Source organism: Xylophilus sp. PBN-3R (assembly GCF_057747805.1).
The window spans coordinates 4650839-4667945 of the sequence record NZ_CM173225.1; the positions used below are offsets into that span (position 1 = coordinate 4650839).

At 66.8% G+C, this 17107-nt stretch carries 19 protein-coding genes; 8 read left to right on the plus strand and 11 right to left on the minus strand.

The window, feature by feature from the left end:
• Positions 1–129 precede the first annotated feature (129 nt).
• The 4 genes from AC3ANW_RS22005 to AC3ANW_RS22020 all read left to right on the plus strand — a co-directional run bounded on the left by AC3ANW_RS22005 (position 130) and on the right by AC3ANW_RS22020 (position 3107).
• Entirely contained in the window at positions 130–618 is a 489-nt protein-coding gene (locus AC3ANW_RS22005) for an SET domain-containing protein (protein WP_488342952.1), read from the plus strand.
• Between the two features lie 5 nt (positions 619–623).
• Positions 624–1409 (plus strand): biotin--[acetyl-CoA-carboxylase] ligase, encoded by a 786-nt coding sequence (locus AC3ANW_RS22010; protein ID WP_488342953.1) that lies wholly within the window; start codon positions 624–626, stop codon positions 1407–1409.
• Between the two features lie 13 nt (positions 1410–1422).
• Positions 1423–2127 (plus strand): SPOR domain-containing protein, encoded by a 705-nt coding sequence (locus tag AC3ANW_RS22015; RefSeq protein WP_488342954.1) that lies wholly within the window; start codon positions 1423–1425, stop codon positions 2125–2127.
• Between the two features lie 68 nt (positions 2128–2195).
• Positions 2196–3107, plus strand: coding sequence for an amino acid ABC transporter substrate-binding protein (locus AC3ANW_RS22020; protein WP_488342955.1), 912 nt, complete (start codon positions 2196–2198; stop codon positions 3105–3107).
• A gap of 56 nt (positions 3108–3163) precedes the next feature.
• On the opposite strand, the gene AC3ANW_RS22025 is transcribed toward AC3ANW_RS22020, so the two are convergent.
• The gene (locus AC3ANW_RS22025) at positions 3164–4084 is read right to left on the minus strand and encodes an N-formylglutamate amidohydrolase (RefSeq protein WP_488342956.1); all 921 of its coding nucleotides are present in this window, start codon (positions 4082–4084) and stop codon (positions 3164–3166) included.
• A gap of 21 nt (positions 4085–4105) precedes the next feature.
• Positions 4106–5074 carry a tripartite tricarboxylate transporter substrate binding protein BugE gene (locus AC3ANW_RS22030; protein WP_488342957.1) on the minus strand — a complete coding sequence of 323 codons (969 nt, stop codon included), beginning with the start codon at positions 5072–5074 and terminating at the stop codon, positions 4106–4108.
• A gap of 137 nt (positions 5075–5211) precedes the next feature.
• On the opposite strand from AC3ANW_RS22030, the gene AC3ANW_RS22035 reads away from it, so the two are divergent.
• Positions 5212–6162: a LysR substrate-binding domain-containing protein gene (locus AC3ANW_RS22035; RefSeq protein ID WP_488342958.1), complete on the plus strand. Its 951-nt coding sequence runs from the start codon at positions 5212–5214 to the stop codon at positions 6160–6162.
• Here AC3ANW_RS22035 and AC3ANW_RS22040 read toward each other — a convergent pair.
• From AC3ANW_RS22040 to AC3ANW_RS22060, 5 genes are all read right to left on the minus strand, one after another.
• A complete protein-coding gene (locus AC3ANW_RS22040) occupies positions 6131–7549 on the minus strand; it encodes a sensor histidine kinase (RefSeq protein ID WP_488345489.1) in 1419 nt (472 codons plus the stop codon). The two genes, AC3ANW_RS22035 and AC3ANW_RS22040, sit on opposite strands and share 32 nt — an antisense overlap.
• Positions 7550–7596: 47 nt before the next feature.
• Entirely contained in the window at positions 7597–8271 is a 675-nt protein-coding gene (locus AC3ANW_RS22045) for a response regulator (RefSeq protein ID WP_488342959.1), read from the minus strand.
• Positions 8272–8362: 91 nt separating this feature from the next.
• Positions 8363–9133: a substrate-binding periplasmic protein gene (locus AC3ANW_RS22050; protein ID WP_488342960.1), complete on the minus strand. Its 771-nt coding sequence runs from the start codon at positions 9131–9133 to the stop codon at positions 8363–8365.
• Complete coding sequence (locus AC3ANW_RS22055) at positions 9130–10425, minus strand: GGDEF domain-containing protein (RefSeq protein ID WP_488342961.1); 1296 nt, start codon at positions 10423–10425, stop codon at positions 9130–9132. The genes AC3ANW_RS22050 and AC3ANW_RS22055 overlap by 4 nt, the downstream gene beginning before the upstream one ends.
• Before the next feature lie 154 nt (positions 10426–10579).
• Positions 10580–11071, minus strand: coding sequence for a MarR family winged helix-turn-helix transcriptional regulator (locus AC3ANW_RS22060; protein ID WP_488342962.1), 492 nt, complete (start codon positions 11069–11071; stop codon positions 10580–10582).
• A 54-nt stretch (positions 11072–11125) separates the two neighbouring features.
• On the opposite strand from AC3ANW_RS22060, the gene AC3ANW_RS22065 reads away from it, so the two are divergent.
• On the plus strand, positions 11126–11509 hold the full coding sequence (locus AC3ANW_RS22065) for a copper resistance protein CopC (protein WP_488342963.1): 384 nt from the start codon (positions 11126–11128) through the stop codon (positions 11507–11509).
• A gap of 9 nt (positions 11510–11518) precedes the next feature.
• Here AC3ANW_RS22065 and AC3ANW_RS22070 read toward each other — a convergent pair whose 3' ends face one another.
• From AC3ANW_RS22070 to AC3ANW_RS22080, 3 genes are read right to left on the minus strand one after another with little or no spacing between them, the layout of a single operon-like run.
• On the minus strand, positions 11519–11809 hold the full coding sequence (locus tag AC3ANW_RS22070) for a cupin domain-containing protein (RefSeq protein ID WP_488342964.1): 291 nt from the start codon (positions 11807–11809) through the stop codon (positions 11519–11521).
• A gap of 9 nt (positions 11810–11818) precedes the next feature.
• Entirely contained in the window at positions 11819–12595 is a 777-nt protein-coding gene (locus tag AC3ANW_RS22075) for a FadR/GntR family transcriptional regulator (RefSeq protein ID WP_488342965.1), read from the minus strand.
• Positions 12596–12645: 50 nt separating this feature from the next.
• Entirely contained in the window at positions 12646–14637 is a 1992-nt protein-coding gene (locus AC3ANW_RS22080) for a glycoside hydrolase family 28 protein (protein ID WP_488342966.1), read from the minus strand.
• 305 nt (positions 14638–14942) lie between these two features.
• Here AC3ANW_RS22080 and recA point away from each other — a divergent pair, with 305 nt between their 5' ends.
• Together recA and recX are read left to right on the plus strand one after the other, a co-directional pair.
• Complete coding sequence (gene recA, locus AC3ANW_RS22085) at positions 14943–16022, plus strand: recombinase RecA (protein WP_488342967.1); 1080 nt, start codon at positions 14943–14945, stop codon at positions 16020–16022.
• 9 nt (positions 16023–16031) lie between these two features.
• Positions 16032–16493, plus strand: coding sequence for a recombination regulator RecX (gene recX, locus AC3ANW_RS22090; protein WP_488342968.1), 462 nt, complete (start codon positions 16032–16034; stop codon positions 16491–16493).
• A 17-nt stretch (positions 16494–16510) separates the two neighbouring features.
• Here the strand turns inward: recX and AC3ANW_RS22095 are convergent, their stop codons facing one another.
• Complete coding sequence (locus AC3ANW_RS22095; RefSeq protein ID WP_488342969.1) at positions 16511–17101, minus strand: DUF2889 domain-containing protein; 591 nt, start codon at positions 17099–17101, stop codon at positions 16511–16513.
• Positions 17102–17107: the final 6 nt, after the last annotated feature.

Sequence of the window (17107 nt, forward strand, 5' to 3'; positions counted from 1 at the left end):
TGTCAAGTTGTTCGTTGGCCGGCAAGGATCGGAAGGCGACATCGGTCGCCTGCCTCCTACAATCCGGGCTTCTCGCGCATGCACACGCACGCACGCCTGTGCTTTTTTCAAACTAACAGAGTTTCGGTCATGCCTTCAACCGTCCCCGCCGCTGGCGGCCGCCGCATCCAGACCCGTCGCTCCGGTGTGCACGGCAAGGGCGTCTTCGCGGTACAGGACATCGCCGAGGGCGAAACCCTGATCGAATACGTGGGCGAGGTCATCGGCTGGCAGGAGGCGCAGGACCGCCACCCGCACAACCCCGAAGACCCGAACCATACCTTCTACTTCCACGTCGACGACGACCGGGTGATCGACGCCAACTACGGCGGCAATTCGTCACGCTGGATCAACCACAGCTGCGACCCCAATTGCATCGCCGACGAAGACAACGGCCGCATCTTCATCAAGGCCATCCGGCCTATCGCGGCGGGCGAAGAACTCAATTACGACTACGGCCTGATCATCGAAGAGCGCTACACAAAAAAGCTCAAGGCCGAATATCCCTGCTGGTGCGGCGCCGCCGACTGCCGCGGCACGCTGCTGGCACCCAAGCGCGGTTTCCGCCCCAAGGGCTGAACGGCATGGCGACCGACATCCGGCAGCAGTGGCCGGCCGAGCAGATCTGGCAAGAGGTCTACCCGCTGCTGCCCGACTTCAGCGTCGAGATCTTGCCCGAGGTCGATTCCAGCAACAGCGAACTGATGCGCCGTGCCCGCGCCGGCCGGCACGATCCCGTGCTGCTGGTCGCCGAACACCAGACCGCCGCCCGCGGACGCCTGGGCCGCGAATGGCGCACCGCGCCCGGCAACTCGCTCACCTTCTCGCTCGGCCTGTCGCTGGCACCACGTGACTGGTCCGGCCTGTCGCTGGTGGCGGGTGTGGCCATCGCCGAGGCGTTGCACCCCGACCTGGGCCTGAAGTGGCCCAACGACCTGTGGTGGCAGGACTGCAAGATGGGCGGCATTCTGGTCGAGACATCGGGCGGCGGCGAAGCCGGTGCAGCGCGCTACGTGGTGGTCGGACTGGGCCTGAACATCGTCGCGCCGGCCGTCACCGACGGCCTGCGCACCCCGCCGGCCGGCCTGCGCCAGCTGACCCCCGGCATCACCGCTGAAGCGGCCCTGGGCGCCATCGTGCCGTCGCTGGTGCGCGCCCTGCTCGACTTCGCCGGCCAGGGCTTCGCGCCGTGGCAAGCCCGCTTCGACGCCCGCGACGTGCTGCGCGGCCGCGCGGTGGTGCTGTCCGACGGTCGACACGGCACGGCGGCCAGCGTCGATGCCGACGGCGTGCTGCGGCTGCAGACGGCGGCTGGCCGGGAGGCCGTCCACAGCGCCGAAGTCAGCGTGCGCCCGGCTGCCTCGGCATGAACATGTCCACGCCATGCTGAGACTCATCGCACTGCTGCTGGTGCTGGCCAACGGCGTCTATTACGCCTGGTCGCAGAACGCGCTGCGGGCCTGGGGCCTGGCGCGGCCCACGCAGACGGAACCGCAGCGGACGGCGCACCAGATCCGGCCCGAAGCCCTGAAGCTGCTGAGCGCCGACGAGGCCCGCCGCATGGCCGCTACCGCCGCTACCGCCGCGGAGGCCGCGGAGGCCGCGGAGGCCGAGGTCGTTGCGCAGGCCCCGTCGGCCGGCGAATGCCTGCAGGCCGGCCTGTTCGGCGAGGCCGAGGCGGCCGTGCTGCGCAGCCGCGCCGAAGCCGTGCTGCCGGCGGGCAGCTGGTCGCTGGACACCACCACCACGCCGGCCCGCTGGATCGTCTACATGGGCAAGTACCCCGATCCCGAACAACTGCGCCGCAAACGCAACGAGCTGCGTGCCCTGCATGTCGCCTTCGACGTGACGGGTAACCCGGCGCTGGAACCCGGCCTGTCGCTCGGCAGTTATGCCAGCCAGTCCGAAGCCACCGCCGGCATGGCTGCGTTGGCGCAGCGCGGCGTGCGCACGGCGAGGGTGGTCGAGCAACGGCCGGCGACCAGGGGCATGGTGCTGCACCTGCCGCATGTCGACGAGACCCTGAAACCCGCCGTGCAATCGCTCACACCCGCACTGGCCGGCAAACCGCTGACGGCCTGCGTCTGAGCGTTTGCGGCGACCCTGATCCTGTGGCATCTTCTATTTTCCGGTTGGATCCGGCCAGGAGTTTGGCGATGGCAAATGTTTCCCCCCGATGCACCGCGCTGACGCTGGCCAGCCTGCTGGCCCTGGCGGCCTGTCCCGCCGCACCCGCCGTGGCCGGCATGCTCGAGACCATCCGCAGCTCGCAGGAGATCGTGCTGGCGCACCGGGATGCCTCGGTGCCGTTTTCGTATCTCGACGCCAATTCGCAGCCGGTCGGCTATGCGATGGACATCTGCCTGAAGGTGGTCGATGCAGTGCGGCGCGAACTGGCCATGCCGGCGCTGAAGGTGCGTTACCTGCCGGTCACCTCGGCCAGCCGCATCGGCATCCTGTCGTCGGGGAAGGCGGCGCTGGAATGCGGCTCGACCACCAACACGGCCGAGCGGCGCAAGCAGGTGTCTTTCACCATTCCACATTTCATCTCTGCCGTGCGCCTGCTGGTGCGGTCGGACAGCGGCATCAAGGGCCTGGACGGCATGGTGGGCCGCAAGATCACCGTCACCGCGGGCACCACCACCGTCCCGGTGATCCGCCGGCTCAATGCCGAGCAGGACCTGAAGCTGAGCATCACCGAATCCCGCGACCATGCCGAGGCCTTCGCAGCGGTCGAGGCCGGCAAGTTCGACGCCTTCGCGCTCGACGACGTCCTGCTGTTCGGCCTGCGCGCCAATGCCGCCAGACCGCAGGCTTTCGCAGTGGTGGGCAAGCCGATGAGCGTCGAGCCCTACGCCATCATGTTGCCGCCCGACGATCCGGCTTTCAAGAAGGTGGTCGACCAGGAGATGCGGCGGCTGATCCAGAGCGGCGAGATCAACACCCTGTACCGGCGCTGGTTCCAGCAGGCGATCCCGCCGAAGGGCATCAATCTCGAACTGTCGATGCCTGCAATGCTCAAGGATTCGTTCAGGTTCCCGTCGGACAAGGTCGGGGACCTGGAATGACAAAAGCCCCCCGGGGTGAACCGAGGGGCTTTTCAGTCGGCAAATCCTGATTCGACTTACAGCTTGCCGTCCCAGGCCAAAAGCATGTCGACCATGGCTTCGAGGTCGGCCTGGAGTTTGTCGAACCCCGGCTGAACCACGGCGAAGGTCTTTTCGTTCATGTAGTTCTTGCGGTTGATCTCGACCTGGATGCTGTGCCGGTTCTCGGCTGGCTTGCCATAACGGCGCACCAGTTCCACGCCCTTGTACGGATGGTTGTAATCCACGCTGTAGCCGCGGCCCCGCAAGAACTCGCAGATGCGTTGCGACAGGCGCGGGTCGGCGGTGCTGCCGTCACGGTCGCCGATCACGAAGTCCGCATGGTGCAGGCCCGGAAAATCGGTGGCGTGGCTGGCCGCCACGGCCGGCATCGAGTGGCAGTTGATGTGGATGCTGTGCCCGTGGCGCGCGTGGGCCGCGTCGATGGCGTTGCCGACCGCCGCGTAGTACGGCATCCAGCAACGGTCGATGCGCCCCTGCACTTCGGCGACCGACAGCTGCCGGTCGTAGATCGGCTTGCCGTCGTCGGTGAACTTCCAGATCAGCCCCTTGCCGAGCCGCACCTTGGACAACACCTTCGGATCGGTCGCCACCGGCAGCGGCCAGGGTCCGTCCAGCAGCCCGGTGTCCAGCTCCAGCGTGTCGCGGTTGGCGTCGAGGTAGCTGCGCGGGAACAGCGCCTCGATCCAGGCGACGCCCAGCTCGGGTGCGAAGGCGTAGAGTTTCTCGACGTGGGTGTCCTCCGCGGTGCGCAGGGTCGCCATGTCGCAGCACGAACGGAAGTCGGCCGGGTAGAAGGTGCCGCTGTGCGGCGAGTCCAGAACCAGTGGCGTGCTGCCGGCGGTGCTTTTCACCATCGGTTGTGCGGTGCCGGCGCCGGTGTCACCCGGTTGCGCCTGCTGGTATCGGTGGCGGATCAGTTTCAGGGCTGTGTGCATAAACGATAGGCTGAGTCCGGATTAATCCAGGTGGATCTTGGCGAAAGCGGCGACCTTCTTCATCTTGTCGATCTCGGAAACGATCTGCTTGGAGAAAGCCGCAGGGCTGGTGCCCGACGGATACAGGCCCTGGCCCGCCAGGCGTTGCGCCACGGCGGGTTCGGCCAGCGCCTGGGCGACGGCCTGCTGAATGCGCAGCACCACGGGGGCGGGCGTGCCGGCAGGCGCCACCAGGCCGAACCACGACGGGTCGTTCAGGTTGGCATAGCCCAGTTCGCCATAGGTCGGGACGTCCGGCAGGGCTTCCAGGCGGGCGTTCCACGACACCGCCAGCGCCTTCAGCTTGCCTTGCTTGACATAGGGCAGCGACGAAGCCACCTGGTCGAAGTACACGGCGACCTGGCCAGCCAGCACGTCGTTGAGTGCCGGGCCGGCGCCGCGGTAGGGGATGTGGACCATCGTGGTGCCGGTGACGCTCTTGAAGAGCTCGCCCCACATGTGACCGATGGTGCCGTTGCCCGGCGTCGCGTACGACACCTGACCCGGATGCGCCTTCAGGTACTTCACCAGGTCGGCGAAGTTCTTGATGCCAGGCAGCTCCTGCGGATTGATCACGATGACGCCGGGCGCCTTCACCAGTTCGGTCACGCCGACGGTGTCCTTGATGGGGTCGTAGGGCAGCTTGGCGAACACGGCGGGGTTCACGCCGTGGGTCGACAGGGTGGCGACCGCCAGGGTCAGGCCGTCCGGTGCCGAGCGGGCCAGTTCGGACATGCCGATGGAGCCGCCGGCGCCTGCGCGGTTGTCGATGACCACCGTCTGGCCGAGGATGCGCTGCAGCGGCTCTTGCAGGACACGGCCGCTGATGTCGGTGGCGCCGCCCGGTGGGAATGGAACGATCAGGCGGATCGGTTTACCGGCCTGGGCCCAGGACATTCCAGGGGCGATAGAAGCAGCTGCCAGGGCGGAGAGAAGAAAACGACGTTGCATTGCGCACCTTTCAGGGGATCGAGAGTGGTCCGGAAGACCGTGTCGGGAAGATTAGCGAATTTGCTGCACATTTAGAAGCAACAGCTGTACCTGATAACATTCCAATCAAGAATGAACTTATTGCTCTGACGCCGTCCATGTCGCTGCGCCGCCTCCAGCCGCCCCTGCAGTTGCTGCGGGCTTTTTCGACCGTCGTCCGTTTCGGCGGCGTGTCACGTGCCGCCGAAGCGCTGCATCTCACCCAGAGCGCGGTGAGCAAGCAGGTGCAGGAACTCGAGCGCTGGGTGGGGGTTTCGCTTTTCGAACGGTCGCGCAAACGCCTCGCCCTGACGCCGGCCGGGGAGCGATACGAAAAGGCCGTGCGCGCGCTGCTGGCGCAGCTGGAGGGCGCCACGCTCGAACTGATCACCAGCGGCGGCGAGGGCGGCGCACTGCATCTGTCCGCGCTGCCCACCTTTGGTGCCAAGTGGCTCATCCCGCGGCTGCCGGCGTTTCAGCAGGCCGAGCCGCAGGTCACCCTGCATTTCGTGCCCTTCGTGCACGGCTACGACTTCCAGCGGCCCGAGCTCGACTGCTCCATCCTGTTCGGCGACGGCCACTGGCCGGGTGCGCGTTCGCATTACCTGGCCGGCCACGACGTGGCGCTGATCGCGCCCAACCCCGGCGTGGGGGAAATCACCATCCGCACGGTGCGGGATGTCGCCCGCTGCACCCTGCTGCGCCACGTCACCGTGCCCGATGCCTGGCTGCGCTGGAGCGAGGCCCACGGCGTGGCCGGCCTCGACCCGCTGGCGGGTCCGCAGTTCGACCAGTTCCAGACCATGATCCGCGCGGTGACGGTGGGCATGGGCGTGGCGCTCGTGCCGCGCTGCCTGGTGCAGGACGAGATCACCGCCGGCGTGGTCTGCGAACCCCTGGCCGGTGGCGGCTACCAGAGCGCCCTGGGTTACTGGTTCTGTTACCCGGAAGCCCGGGCGCGGCTGGGCCCGTTGGTGCGTTTTCGCGGCTGGCTGCTCGACCTCGCCGAGGGCGGGCCGCCGCCGCCGTCGCCGCTGGTCACACCGGCGCCGGATTCCCGCTCGCACTGAAGCGGATCGAGAACCGTGTTCCGGGCGGCTGGCGGCGCGGATTGGCGTCTTCGACCGTCACTTCCGCGCCGTGCAGCCGGGCGATCTCCAGCACGATGGGCAGCCCCAGCCCGGAGCCGTCCACACCGGTGCCCAGCACCCGGTAGAAGGGCTGGAACACCAGCTCGCGTTCCGAGGCCGGAATACCGGGCCCGGAATCTTCCACCTGCAGAACCACCACGCCGCTGAAAGCGTCGACCAGCACCCGCACCGTGATGACACCCGGCGCTTGGTCGTTCGACGGCGTGTAGGCGATGGCGTTGTCCACCAGGTTGCTGAGCATCTCGGCGATGAGCGTCGGATTGCCGGGCAGCGTGACCCCCGGCGTTCCCGCCTGCACGCCGTCGTAGCCGAGGTCGATGCGTTTTTCGAGCGCCCGCGGAAACGCGTTGTGCACGACTTCCAGCGTGATCTTCGCCAGGTCGCAGGCGTGGTGCGGCACCGCCGCCTTGCCCGCCACCTCGGCACGGGCCAGCGCCAGCAGCTGGTTGACGGTATGGGTCGCGCGTTTGCTGGCCCGGCCGATCTGCTGGAGCGACTGCTTCAGTTCGTCGGTGCTGGTGCCTTCGCGCTGCGCCAGGTCGGCCTGCATGCGCAGTCCGGCCAGCGGCGTTTTCAGCTGGTGCGCGGCATCTGCCAGGAACCGTTTCTGCGTGGCCACCGACTCCTGCAGCCGCGCCAGCAGACCGTTGACCGAGGCCACCAGCGGCACGACTTCGAGCGGCACGGTCCGGTCGTCCAGCGGGCTCAGGTCTTCCGGACGCCTTGCCCGGATGCGTTGTTCCAGCTGCGACAGCGGCTTGAGCCCGCGTGCCAGGGCCAGCCACACCAGCAGCACCGCCAGCGGCAGGATGGCGAACTGCGGCAGCATCACGCCCTTGATGATTTCGGTGGCCAGCACCGAGCGTTTGCCGCGTGTCTCGGCCACCTGCACCAGCACCTGGACCTGCGGTGCACCGGCTTGCGGCGGCGTGAAACGCACCCAGGTCGACGCCACCCGCAAGGCCAGGCCGCGCAGCTCGGCATCCCGCAGCCGCACCTCGCCGGTCGGCGGGCGCATGTCGTCCTGCAAGGGTGGCAGGGGCAGGTCGCGTTCGCCCGACAGCAGTTCGCCCGCATCGTCGCGCACCTGGTAATAGATGGTGTCGGCATCGTCGGCCCGCAGCAGTTCGCCGGCCGGCTGGGGCAGGTTGAGCTGGGGTTTGCCGTTGCTCAGGTTGACCAGCTGGGCCAGCGCCTGCACGTTGTATTCGAGCGCCCGGTCGAAGGGTTTGTCGGCCAGGCCCTGCGCCACCAGCCAGGTGAGCGCCAGGCTCACCGGCCACAGCAGCAGCAGCGGCGTCAGCATCCAGTCGAGGATTTCGCCGAACAACGAACGCTGCTGCCGTTGAAAGATCACGCCGGGATCTTCTCCAGGCAATAACCCAGGCCGCGCACGGTCGCGATGCGGATCGGGCCGTGCTCGATCTTCTTGCGCAGGCGGTGGATGTACACCTCGATGGCGTTGTTGCTCACCTCCTCGCCCCATTCGCACAGTCGCTCGACCAGCTGGTCCTTGCTGACCAGCCGGCCGGCGCGCTGCAGCAGCACTTCGAGCAGGCCGAGTTCGCGGGCCGACAGTTCCACCATGCGGCCGTCGATGGACGCCACCCTGCCGGCCTGGTCATACACCAGCGGGCCGTGCCTGATGCTGCTGGTGGTGCCGCCCATGCCGCGCCGGGTCAATGCGCGCACACGCGCTTCCAGTTCCTGCAGCGAGAACGGCTTGGCCATGTAGTCGTCGGCGCCGAAGTCCAGGCCCTTGACCCGCTCTTCCACGCCGTCGGCGGCGGTCAGCACCAGCACCGGTAGGCTGGCACCGCGCGCGCGCAGGCGTTTCAGCACGTCGAGGCCGTGCAGCCGCGGCAGGCCCAGGTCGAGGATCAGCAGGTCGAATTCGGCGTGTGCCATCAGCGCGGCGTCGGCTTCGGTGCCGCTCGCCACATGGTCCACCGCCGCTCCGGATGCACGCAAGGATCGCAGCAGGCCGTCGGCCAGCACCTGGTCGTCTTCGGCTATCAGGATGCGCATGTTCGTCTCCTCGTTCTTGTCACCTGATGCTACGGCTGCCGACACCACTTCGGCGCTGGAAAATGCCCTGGCAATCCCTTTGGACCCGTGTTCAGCGGCGCGGCGGCGCGTCTGCGCCCATCACCCGCGACAGCGTGCCGTCGTTTCGCAGTGTTTCGAAGGCGGTCCGGGTGCGCACGGCGATGTCTTCGGGTGTAGCCAGGCTGTATGCCATGTAGAGTTCGACGGCGATGTCGTCCAGCGGCAGCAGTCGGGCCAGGCCGTTGCAATCCGGTTTGGCTTCGGCGCACAGGCCCTTGGCTTCGGACTCGGTCAGCACCACCATGTCGACCTGCCGGAACAGCAGCTTGCGGAGGTTCTCCAGCGGCTGCGACGACACCGCAAGCCGGGTGAAACCACGCTTCGCGAGCGCCAGCTGCCGCACGTCGTCGCGGACCACGCCGATGCTCCAGTTACGGGCGTCGTCGAGTTGCGCCACATGCAGGTCGTTGCGTCCCTGAAGGCCGTACAGGTAGTAGCGGCTGCGCTTGATCTCGCCGACCCAGCGGAAACGGTTCTCGCGTTCGGGCGTGCGGGCTATCAGGTAGATCAGCACGAAAGGCTCGCGCAAGGCCATGTCCTGCGCCCGCGCCCACGGATACAGGTCGATGCGGTAGTCGTTCAGGCCGGCGCGCCTGAGCGTCTGCTCCACGATGTCGGTGGCCGGGCCCGCCACCTTGCCGTTGTTCAGGTAGGAGTTGGGCGTGTTCTCGGTGACCACGTTCAGCGTCTGCGCCAACGAGGGCGCGCAGGCCAGGGCGCAGGATGCGGCCAGCGCCAGCCCCGATGCCAGTCTGGCCAGGTTCGTCAGGGTTCTTTTCATCGGATGCCTTCCGTCGGCGCACTGGCGGACAAGACCCGGTCGCGGCCTTCGTTCTTGGCCCGGTACAGGGCCTGGTCGGCGCGCCGGAAGAGCGCCTCGAAATCCGCGTCCGACGCCGGCTCCAGCGTGGCCAGCCCCAGGCTCAGCGTTACGTTCGGGGAAACGTCCGAAGCCTTGTGCGGTATCGCCAACTGGCTCATTTCCTGGCGCAGGCGTTCGGCCAGCGCCAGGCCGGTGGCGGTGTCGCTGCCGGGCAGCAATATGGCGAATTCCTCGCCGCCGATACGCGCTGCCAGATCGCTGCTGCGCTGGACCACCGCCGCCAGCGCGCCGGCCACCTTGCGCAGGCAGTTGTCGCCTTCGGCGTGGCCGTAGCTGTCGTTGTAGCGCTTGAAGTAGTCGATGTCGCAGAGCAGCAGCGTCAGCGGCTGGTTGCTGCGGCGGGCCCGCTGGAATTCGGCCAGTTTCACCTGGTCGAAGCTGCGCCGGTTGGCCAGGCCGGTCAGGGCGTCGGTGCGCGACAGCGCTTCCAGCCGCTGGTTCACTGCCTGCAGTTCGGCCGTGCGTTCCAGCACCAGTTCCGACAGCCGGTCGCGGTGAGCGGCCAGTTCGTGTTCGAAACGCTGCTGCCGCTCCAGGTAGTCCGACAGGTTGTTCTGCAGCTGGTTGACGCCGGTCACCAGCAAGGCGAGTTCGTCGCCGTTGCGTTCGGGTCGCTCGAGCACCAGCGGGCGTCCGAGCGTCAGCGGCGTCAGTTGTGCCAGGTGGCGCGCGATGCGCCGCACATGCACGGTGACCAGTCGGTGGAACAGCGCCATCACGAGGCTGGCCAGCAGCAGGGACTGCACCGCCTGGGCCACGAAGATGCCCAGCAACTCGTCTCGCAGCTGCCGCCACAGCAGGCCTTCGTCGCCCGAAAGCTGTAGTTCGCCCACCTGTTCGATGCGGCCGGGAAAGGGTTCGTAGGTCAGCGCCGCCTGGTGCCTGGGGGCGACCGAAGAAGCGGTCCAACCGCGCCGCGTGCGTTCGAACACCATCGGCGGGCCGACCGGCAGGCGCAGGGTGATGCGGACCTGGCCCACCGACGGCACCTGCGAAAGGATCTCGGCATAGGTCTCTACCTGGTCGCGGTCGAGGTCCCAGCTGGCTTTGGACAGCGCGCCTTCGTACATGCGTTCCATCATGGAGAGGTCCGCCTCCATGCTCCGGACGCCGGCCTGCCAGGCGGAGAAGGTACGGACCGCCGCGGCCGCCATGGTGAAAAGAAGGCAGAAAGCGAGTGTCGCCAGCATGAGTCGGCTGCCGAGGGATTGGCGGCGCAAACGCAGTTTTTCAGCCATCGCACCCCTGGGATGTCCCTGTGTTCATCGTTTTCCGCTCCCGTGTCTTTTCAACACGTCAGGAGAGTAACTCGGCGCACAGCGCAGCGGAAGACCCCGCGGGCCGTCAACTTTGTGCATAGGCCTCCAGCCCCAGTGCCACCACCGCCGCGACTTCGGCACCGACGCTGGCGCGGAACTCTGCCTCGGCCTGGGCCACCGAACGACGGAAAGCGTCCAGCCAGGCGCGGCCGGTGTCGGTGAAGACCACCAGCCTGGCACGGGCGTCACGCGGATCGGCCTCGCGGCGCACCAGCCCCCAGGCTTCGCACTGGTCCACCAGCGCGCCCATCGCCTGCTTGGTCATGCCGGCGGATTCGGCCAGGTCGGTCAGGCGGGAGCCCTGGAGCGCCAGGTGCCGCGTGATGTGGATATGCGCCGCGCTGACCTGTGAACGCGCCGCCAGGTTGGACAGTGCCAGCGGCACTTCGTCGTCCTGCGCCATCAGGGCCAGCACCCGCGCGTCGAAACGCCGCATCGAATGGCCGAGCAGGCGACCGAGGTGGGATTCGCGCCAGCGATCGTCGGATGCAGCCAGTATGGTGTCGGATGTTTCCATCGGTCAGGTCTCGGTCCAGAAACACAAATGCCAACGAAGAAGGAGGCAACGCACATGCAGAAACCCCATATCGCACACGCCATTTTCGGCGCTGTCTTGGTGTTGTCGGCTGCACTGGCGCAGGCCCGTCCGCAGCTGGTCGGCTCGAGCCCGGCCGACCATGAGGATGTCGAGCCCACGGTCCGCATCACGCTGGACTTCTCGCAGAAACTGCGCCTGCCGGCGTCGGACGCGCTGCTCTTCATGACATCCATGCCCGGCATGAGCCATCACCCGCAGATGGGCATGGCGGTCACCGTAACGCCGTCGGCCGACGGCAGGAGCCTGCTGGTGGTGCCCGACCAACCGCTGCCGCGCGGCACCTATCGGGTCGACTGGAAGGCGGTTTCGGCCGATCGACATCCGGTCAGGGGCCGGGTCGACTTCCGGGTGCCCTGAAAACAGTCTTCAGTTCGGTTTCAATTCGATCTCGACGAACACGAACTCTTCCGTGCCCGGGTTCACCACGTTGTGTTCGACCCCCACCGGCCGCGCATAGGACACGCCGGTGGTCAGCTGCGCGGTCACCGGGCCGTCGGCGGTTTCCAGCAGCAGCGGGCCGGTGGTCTGCGGCACCACCACGTAATACATGCCGTGGCGATGCCAGCCGGTTTCGCCGCCGGGTGGGAACCGCCATTCGGTCACCCGGACCTGCTCGTTGTCGATCTGCACCGTGGGAATGGCGGGAGGTCTCTGCATGCGGGGCTTTCAGGCGGATTCGCCGGCGCTGGACTGCCGTTGTCGTTCACGGCTGTTCACCAGATGGATACGCATGGCGGCGCGCGCGGCTTCGGGGTCGCGCCGCACGATGGCGGCATAGATGTCGTGATGTTCCTGGTGCACCTTCTGCAGGTGCCGTTCGCGTTGCTGAGGGTCCAGCCGCACCGACGACATGCGGGTGCTGGGGATGGCCGCCATGCCCAGCTGGTCCATCAGGTCGCTGTAGTAGCGGTTGCCGGTGGCGTGGGCGATGGCCAGGTGGAAACGGAAGTCGGGCGAAACGGTCTCGCCGACGGTGGACAGGTGGCTGCCGAAGTCGTCGAGCGCGGCGCGCATGGCCAGCAGGTGTGCATCGCTGCGGCGGACGGCGGCCAGGCCGGCGGCGTCGGATTCGACGCTGGTGCGCAATTCGAGCATGGCCAGCAGGTCGTCCAGGTCGGTCACCTCGGGGCGCTGCAGGTTGAACCGGCCTTCGCGGTCGGGTGCCAGCGCGAAAGTGCCGATGCCGTGCTGGGTCTGCACCATGCCGGCGGCGGCAAGCCTCGAAAGCGCCTCGCGCACCACGCCGCGGCTGACACCGAAGCTCTGCATGATGGCCGACTCGGACGGCAGCTTGTCGCCGGCTCGGATGGCACCGCTGCGCAGCTGCTCACCCAGTGTTTCCACCAGCGTCTGGGTCAGGTTGCGACTGCGGCGCGGGCCGTCCGGAAGCTCCGTTTCCTCGGCCTGAAAGGGGGCGGGGGACAGGAGGTTCGGCTGCGTCATGCGGCCGATTTTAGTTCGGCCTCACGGGGCGGCTCGCGGCCGTCCGTGCATCAGCGTGCGTCGCTGAGGGTGGTGTTGTAGGCCACGCCGGCGATGGTCACGTTCTTCAGCACGATGTCGTGTACGTTGAAGGCATACAGCGGGCCGGGCACGGTGGCGCTGGCCGGACCCGCAGCCGACGGGGTGCCGAAATCGCAGTCACTGATCGTCACGCCGGTGATGGCCGGCACGGTGGGCACCGGCAGAGCTCCGTTGTAGTCGGCCGCCACCGGGCCCTGCGCCACGATGGCCTGGAAACACGATGCGGTGACCCCGCCCACCGTCACGTTGCTGGCCTTGACCCGCGAGATGAAGATGTTCTGCACGCTGGCCGGCCGGGTGCGGATGGCGTCCTTCGCCGGCTGGTAGTCGCAGTCGAAGGTGATGATGCCGCCCTGCGAAGCCGAAGGGTTGGCGGCCTTGGCGGTGACCACGCCCAGCGGTACGGTGGCGTTGATCGGGCTACCTGCCAGCAGCGACGATCCGTAGCCCGAAGCGGTGGTGCTGACGCCGTTGGCCAGCGTCACGTTGTCGACGTAGAAATCGCGCACGAAACCGCCGCGGTTCATGTTGGTCTTGATGCGGATGGCGATGTTCAGCGCATTGCTGGCCCAGTAGATGTTGCGCATCTCCAGGTTGCGGGCGTAGATCTTCTCGATGCCCGCGCCCATCTCGCTGCCCAGGGTGATGCCGCCGTGGCCGCTCTGCATGACGCAGTTCTGGATCACGTGGTCCTGCGACGGGCCGTATTCGGTGTCGAGGTTCTTGCCCGACTTGATGGCGATGCAGTCGTCGCCGGTGTTGAACTCGACGTTCTCGCACAGCACGTTGCGGCAGGCGTCGGGGTCGAAACCGTCGTTGTTGAGGCCGGTGCTGTCGGTCAGCACGCCGCGGATCACGACGTTGGTGCAGTTCACCGGATGGTGCTGCCAGAACGGCGTGTTGTTGGTCTGGTAGTTTTCCATCAGCACGTTGGTGCAACCGATGAAGGTGACCATGCAGGGCCGCAGGAAGTGGCCCAGGCCGAAGATGCGCTGCTCGATGGCGACGCCGGCCTCGGACAGGCAGGGCAGGTAGTTCTGGTCCTGCTGCCAGGGCGTGACCGGGTTGGTGAGCAGCGCATACAGCGCGTCGCTGATGCCGGGCACCTTGGTCTTCAGGTCGACGTTCAGGAGGTTGGTCGATGCGGCCGACGGCGTGGCCGTGGCGCTGACAAAACCGTACTGGCCGGCGTTGCCCTTGTAGGTCCACCAGCAGGTGGCGGTGTTGCCGCTGCCGGCGAAGGGAATCATCGCCTGGCCGTTCAGGATCGAGGTGCGGTCTTCGCCCGTAATGGCGATGTTGGTCTGGTTGCGGGCGTAGATGGGCGAGCCGAAATTCAGGCAATCGTTGGACTGCCAGCGGCCGTAATACAGCTTGCCGTTGCTGCCGCAATCGATCGGGCCGTCCTTGGCGTAGTCGGCCGGGTTGTTGCTGAAATAGATCTGGCAGTTGGCGCTCAGGTGGAAGTTGACGTTGCTCAGCAGCACGATCGGGCCTGCGCAATACCAGGTGCCGGCAGGCACCACCACACGGCCGCCGCCGGCCGCGTTGGCAGCTGCGATGGCCGCCAGGAACGCAGGACGGGAATCGAAGGAACCAGGTGCATGGGTCTTGTCGGAACCGGTGCTGACCGGCGACTTGGTGAGGTCGGTATACGAGGTGGTCACCGAGACCACGGTGCAGGGTGTCGCGCCGTAAGCGGTGACTGCGAAATCACGTGCCGGGAACGCCGACTGCGCCACCGACTTGAGCGAAGCCACGATGGCGGTGGCAGCGCCGTAGGTGCCCCAGATCGGGTCCGGGTCGATCACGATGGGGTCGTTGCTGCCGCCGCCGCAGCCCGGCAGGCTGCTGAGCAGCGGTGCGCCCAGCAGGCTGCCGGCGCCGAGCAGGAAACCGCGCCGGCGTGAGGCGAGGCCGGTCGCAGCGTGGATGAATTCGTTTGGGGTTTTCGGGTTCAAGGCAGGTCTCGGCTTTGTTATGGATGGTTTTGAATCACTTGTCCGACAAGTGGCCGCCACTATCTCGCATTGAAACGCTGCAAAGTGCCGGGGTTAACCCTTTAACTGGCCGGCTTTCGAGCTTGGTTGTCCTACGACAAATGGTTTATTTAAGTCAGGCAAACTGACTTAAATATGGCTTTATCAAAAAGTACTGCCACCCTAGAATACTGATCAAGCATCCAGCCTGTTCATACCGACAGCTGGTCGGAATCTCTCCCCCGGGCCCTTGCCTTCTGCCCTTTTGCATCACTGAAAGAAATCTCATGGACGCCAAGACCACCGCCGCCAACGCCGCCGCCGCCGCCGAAAAAGCCAAGGCACTGCAAGCCGCGCTTGCCCAGATCGAAAAGCAGTTCGGCAAGGGAACCATCATGCGTCTGGGCGAAGGCGAAGCCATCGCCGACATCCAGGTGGTCTCCACCGGCTCGCTGGGCCTGGACGTCGCACTCGGCGTGGGCGGCCTGCCGCGCGGCCGGGTGGTCGAGATCTACGGCCCGGAGTCTTCGGGCAAGACCACCCTCACCCTGCAGGTCATCGCCGAAATGCAGAAACAGGCCGGCACCTGCGCCTTCGTCGACGCCGAACACGCACTCGACACCCAGTACGCCCAGAAGCTCGGCGTCAACCTGCAGGACCTGCTGATCTCGCAGCCCGACAACGGTGAACAGGCGCTCGAAATCGTCGACAGCCTGGTGCGTTCCGGCGCGGTCGACCTGATCGTGGTCGACTCGGTCGCGGCGCTCACGCCCAAGGCCGAAATCGAAGGCGACATGGGCGACAGCCTGCCCGGCCTGCAGGCCCGCCTGATGAGCCAGGCGCTGCGCAAACTCACCGCCACCATCAAGAAGACCAACTGCATGGTGATCTTCATCAACCAGATCCGCATGAAGATCGGCGTGATGTTCGGCAGCCCCGAAACCACCACCGGCGGCAATGCGCTCAAGTTCTACGCCTCGGTGCGCCTGGACATCCGCCGCATCGGCACCATCAAGCGTGGTGAAGAAGTCGTCGGCAACGAGACCAAGGTGAAGGTGGTCAAGAACAAGGTCGCCTCGCCCTTCAAGACGGCCGAGTTCGACATCATGTTCGGCGAGGGCATCAGCCGCGAAGGCGAGATCATCGACAAGGGCGTCGAGGCCAAGGTGATCGAGAAATCCGGCGCCTGGTATGCCTACCAGGGCGAGAAGATCGGTCAGGGTCGTGACAACACCCGCGAATTCCTGCGCGAGAACAAGGCGCTGGCCCGCGAGATCGAGAACAAGGTGCGCGAAAGCCTGGGTGTCAGTGCGCTGCCCCCGGTGATCGAGTCGGCTGCACCGGCCGCCGAACCCGCAGCGGCCTGAGCGTAGCGCGTGGCCTTCGGCAACCTGTCGCTCAAAGGCCGCGCGCTGCGTTACCTGTCCGGCCGGGAACATTCCCGCGCCGAACTGCGGCGCAAGCTCGCGCCGTTCGAGGAACAGCCCGGCACGCTGGATGCGGTGCTGGACGAGCTGACCGAAAAGGACTTCATCAGCGATGTCCGTTATGTCGATTCGGTGCTGAACCGGCGCTCGGGTCGACTGGGCGGTGCGCGCATCCGGCAAGAATTGCAGCAGCGCGGCGTCGATCCGGAAGCGGTCACCGAAGCCGTGGCCCGGCTGCGTGATACCGAACTGCCCCGTGCCCTGGAAGTATGGAAAAGGCGATTCGACCATCCGCCCGCCGACGCAGCAGAACGCGGCAAACAGACCCGCTTCCTGATGGCACGCGGGTTTTCCGGTGAGGTGGTGCGCAAGGTGCTGGCCACCGCCGGCCGGGAGCCGGACGACGATTAGTCGACCGTTCCGGCTCCCTAGCTTTCGATCTTTTTCGGCTTCCAGGCGATGAACTGGGGTGCAACCCGGGCGATCACCGGCCCGTTGAAATCCCAGGCCAGGCACGCGCCCATCTGATGCGCGGGCTTGTCGCCTGGATAGTGCTGCGTCACCTCGCCCTTCTGCATGCGTTCCTGCCGGCGGTAGGGGCCAATGGTCTGGTAAGCCACCGTCGCCATCGCCATCAGCAGCTCGCGGATATGCGTGCAGCCGGCGATGCCGCCCATTGCCTGATTGACCGAATGCCGCCAGCCGATGCCGATGCGCGCACCCACCAGCCTGTCGACTGGCAGCGCGGCCGGCTGGCATTCCTCGAACGGCGTGTTGAGCATCACCGCGACGGCGGCATGCACCTTCATGTCGTCGTCCAGGGTCAGGCGTACCTGCATGTGATGGATCGGCTCGCCGGGCTGGCGCAAGGTGCCGCCGGACGAACCGGAGGTATAGGTCTTGGTGTCGCGCAACTCGCCTTCCAGGTCCCAGAGCCCGTCGTCGCGCAGGAAACCACCGGTGGTGACCTGGCGGGTATGCAGATGGCGGCGCGGCGTGGCGGTGGGCAGTGTCTTCATGGGGGG

Excerpts from the sequence above, each read along its gene's own strand:
- AC3ANW_RS22065 (WP_488342963.1), top strand. The coding sequence starts at position 11,126 with ATGCAGAAACCCCATATCGCACACGCCATTTTCGGCGCTGTCTTGGTG.
- AC3ANW_RS22050 (WP_488342960.1), bottom strand. The coding sequence starts at position 9,133 with ATGAAAAGAACCCTGACGAACCTGGCCAGACTGGCATCGGGGCTGGCG.
- AC3ANW_RS22060 (WP_488342962.1), bottom strand. The coding sequence starts at position 11,071 with ATGGAAACATCCGACACCATACTGGCTGCATCCGACGATCGCTGGCGC.
- AC3ANW_RS22040 (WP_488345489.1), bottom strand. The coding sequence starts at position 7,549 with ATGCTGACGCCGCTGCTGCTGCTGTGGCCGGTGAGCCTGGCGCTCACC.
- recA (WP_488342967.1), top strand. The coding sequence starts at position 14,943 with ATGGACGCCAAGACCACCGCCGCCAACGCCGCCGCCGCCGCCGAAAAA.
- AC3ANW_RS22055 (WP_488342961.1), bottom strand. The coding sequence starts at position 10,425 with ATGCTGGCGACACTCGCTTTCTGCCTTCTTTTCACCATGGCGGCCGCG.
- AC3ANW_RS22010 (WP_488342953.1), top strand. The coding sequence starts at position 624 with ATGGCGACCGACATCCGGCAGCAGTGGCCGGCCGAGCAGATCTGGCAA.
- AC3ANW_RS22020 (WP_488342955.1), top strand. The coding sequence starts at position 2,196 with ATGGCAAATGTTTCCCCCCGATGCACCGCGCTGACGCTGGCCAGCCTG.
- AC3ANW_RS22095 (WP_488342969.1), bottom strand. The coding sequence starts at position 17,101 with ATGAAGACACTGCCCACCGCCACGCCGCGCCGCCATCTGCATACCCGC.
- AC3ANW_RS22070 (WP_488342964.1), bottom strand. The coding sequence starts at position 11,809 with ATGCAGAGACCTCCCGCCATTCCCACGGTGCAGATCGACAACGAGCAG.
- AC3ANW_RS22030 (WP_488342957.1), bottom strand. The coding sequence starts at position 5,074 with ATGCAACGTCGTTTTCTTCTCTCCGCCCTGGCAGCTGCTTCTATCGCC.
- AC3ANW_RS22075 (WP_488342965.1), bottom strand. The coding sequence starts at position 12,595 with ATGACGCAGCCGAACCTCCTGTCCCCCGCCCCCTTTCAGGCCGAGGAA.
- AC3ANW_RS22045 (WP_488342959.1), bottom strand. The coding sequence starts at position 8,271 with ATGCGCATCCTGATAGCCGAAGACGACCAGGTGCTGGCCGACGGCCTG.
- AC3ANW_RS22015 (WP_488342954.1), top strand. The coding sequence starts at position 1,423 with ATGCTGAGACTCATCGCACTGCTGCTGGTGCTGGCCAACGGCGTCTAT.
- AC3ANW_RS22025 (WP_488342956.1), bottom strand. The coding sequence starts at position 4,084 with ATGCACACAGCCCTGAAACTGATCCGCCACCGATACCAGCAGGCGCAA.
- AC3ANW_RS22005 (WP_488342952.1), top strand. The coding sequence starts at position 130 with ATGCCTTCAACCGTCCCCGCCGCTGGCGGCCGCCGCATCCAGACCCGT.
- AC3ANW_RS22035 (WP_488342958.1), top strand. The coding sequence starts at position 5,212 with ATGTCGCTGCGCCGCCTCCAGCCGCCCCTGCAGTTGCTGCGGGCTTTT.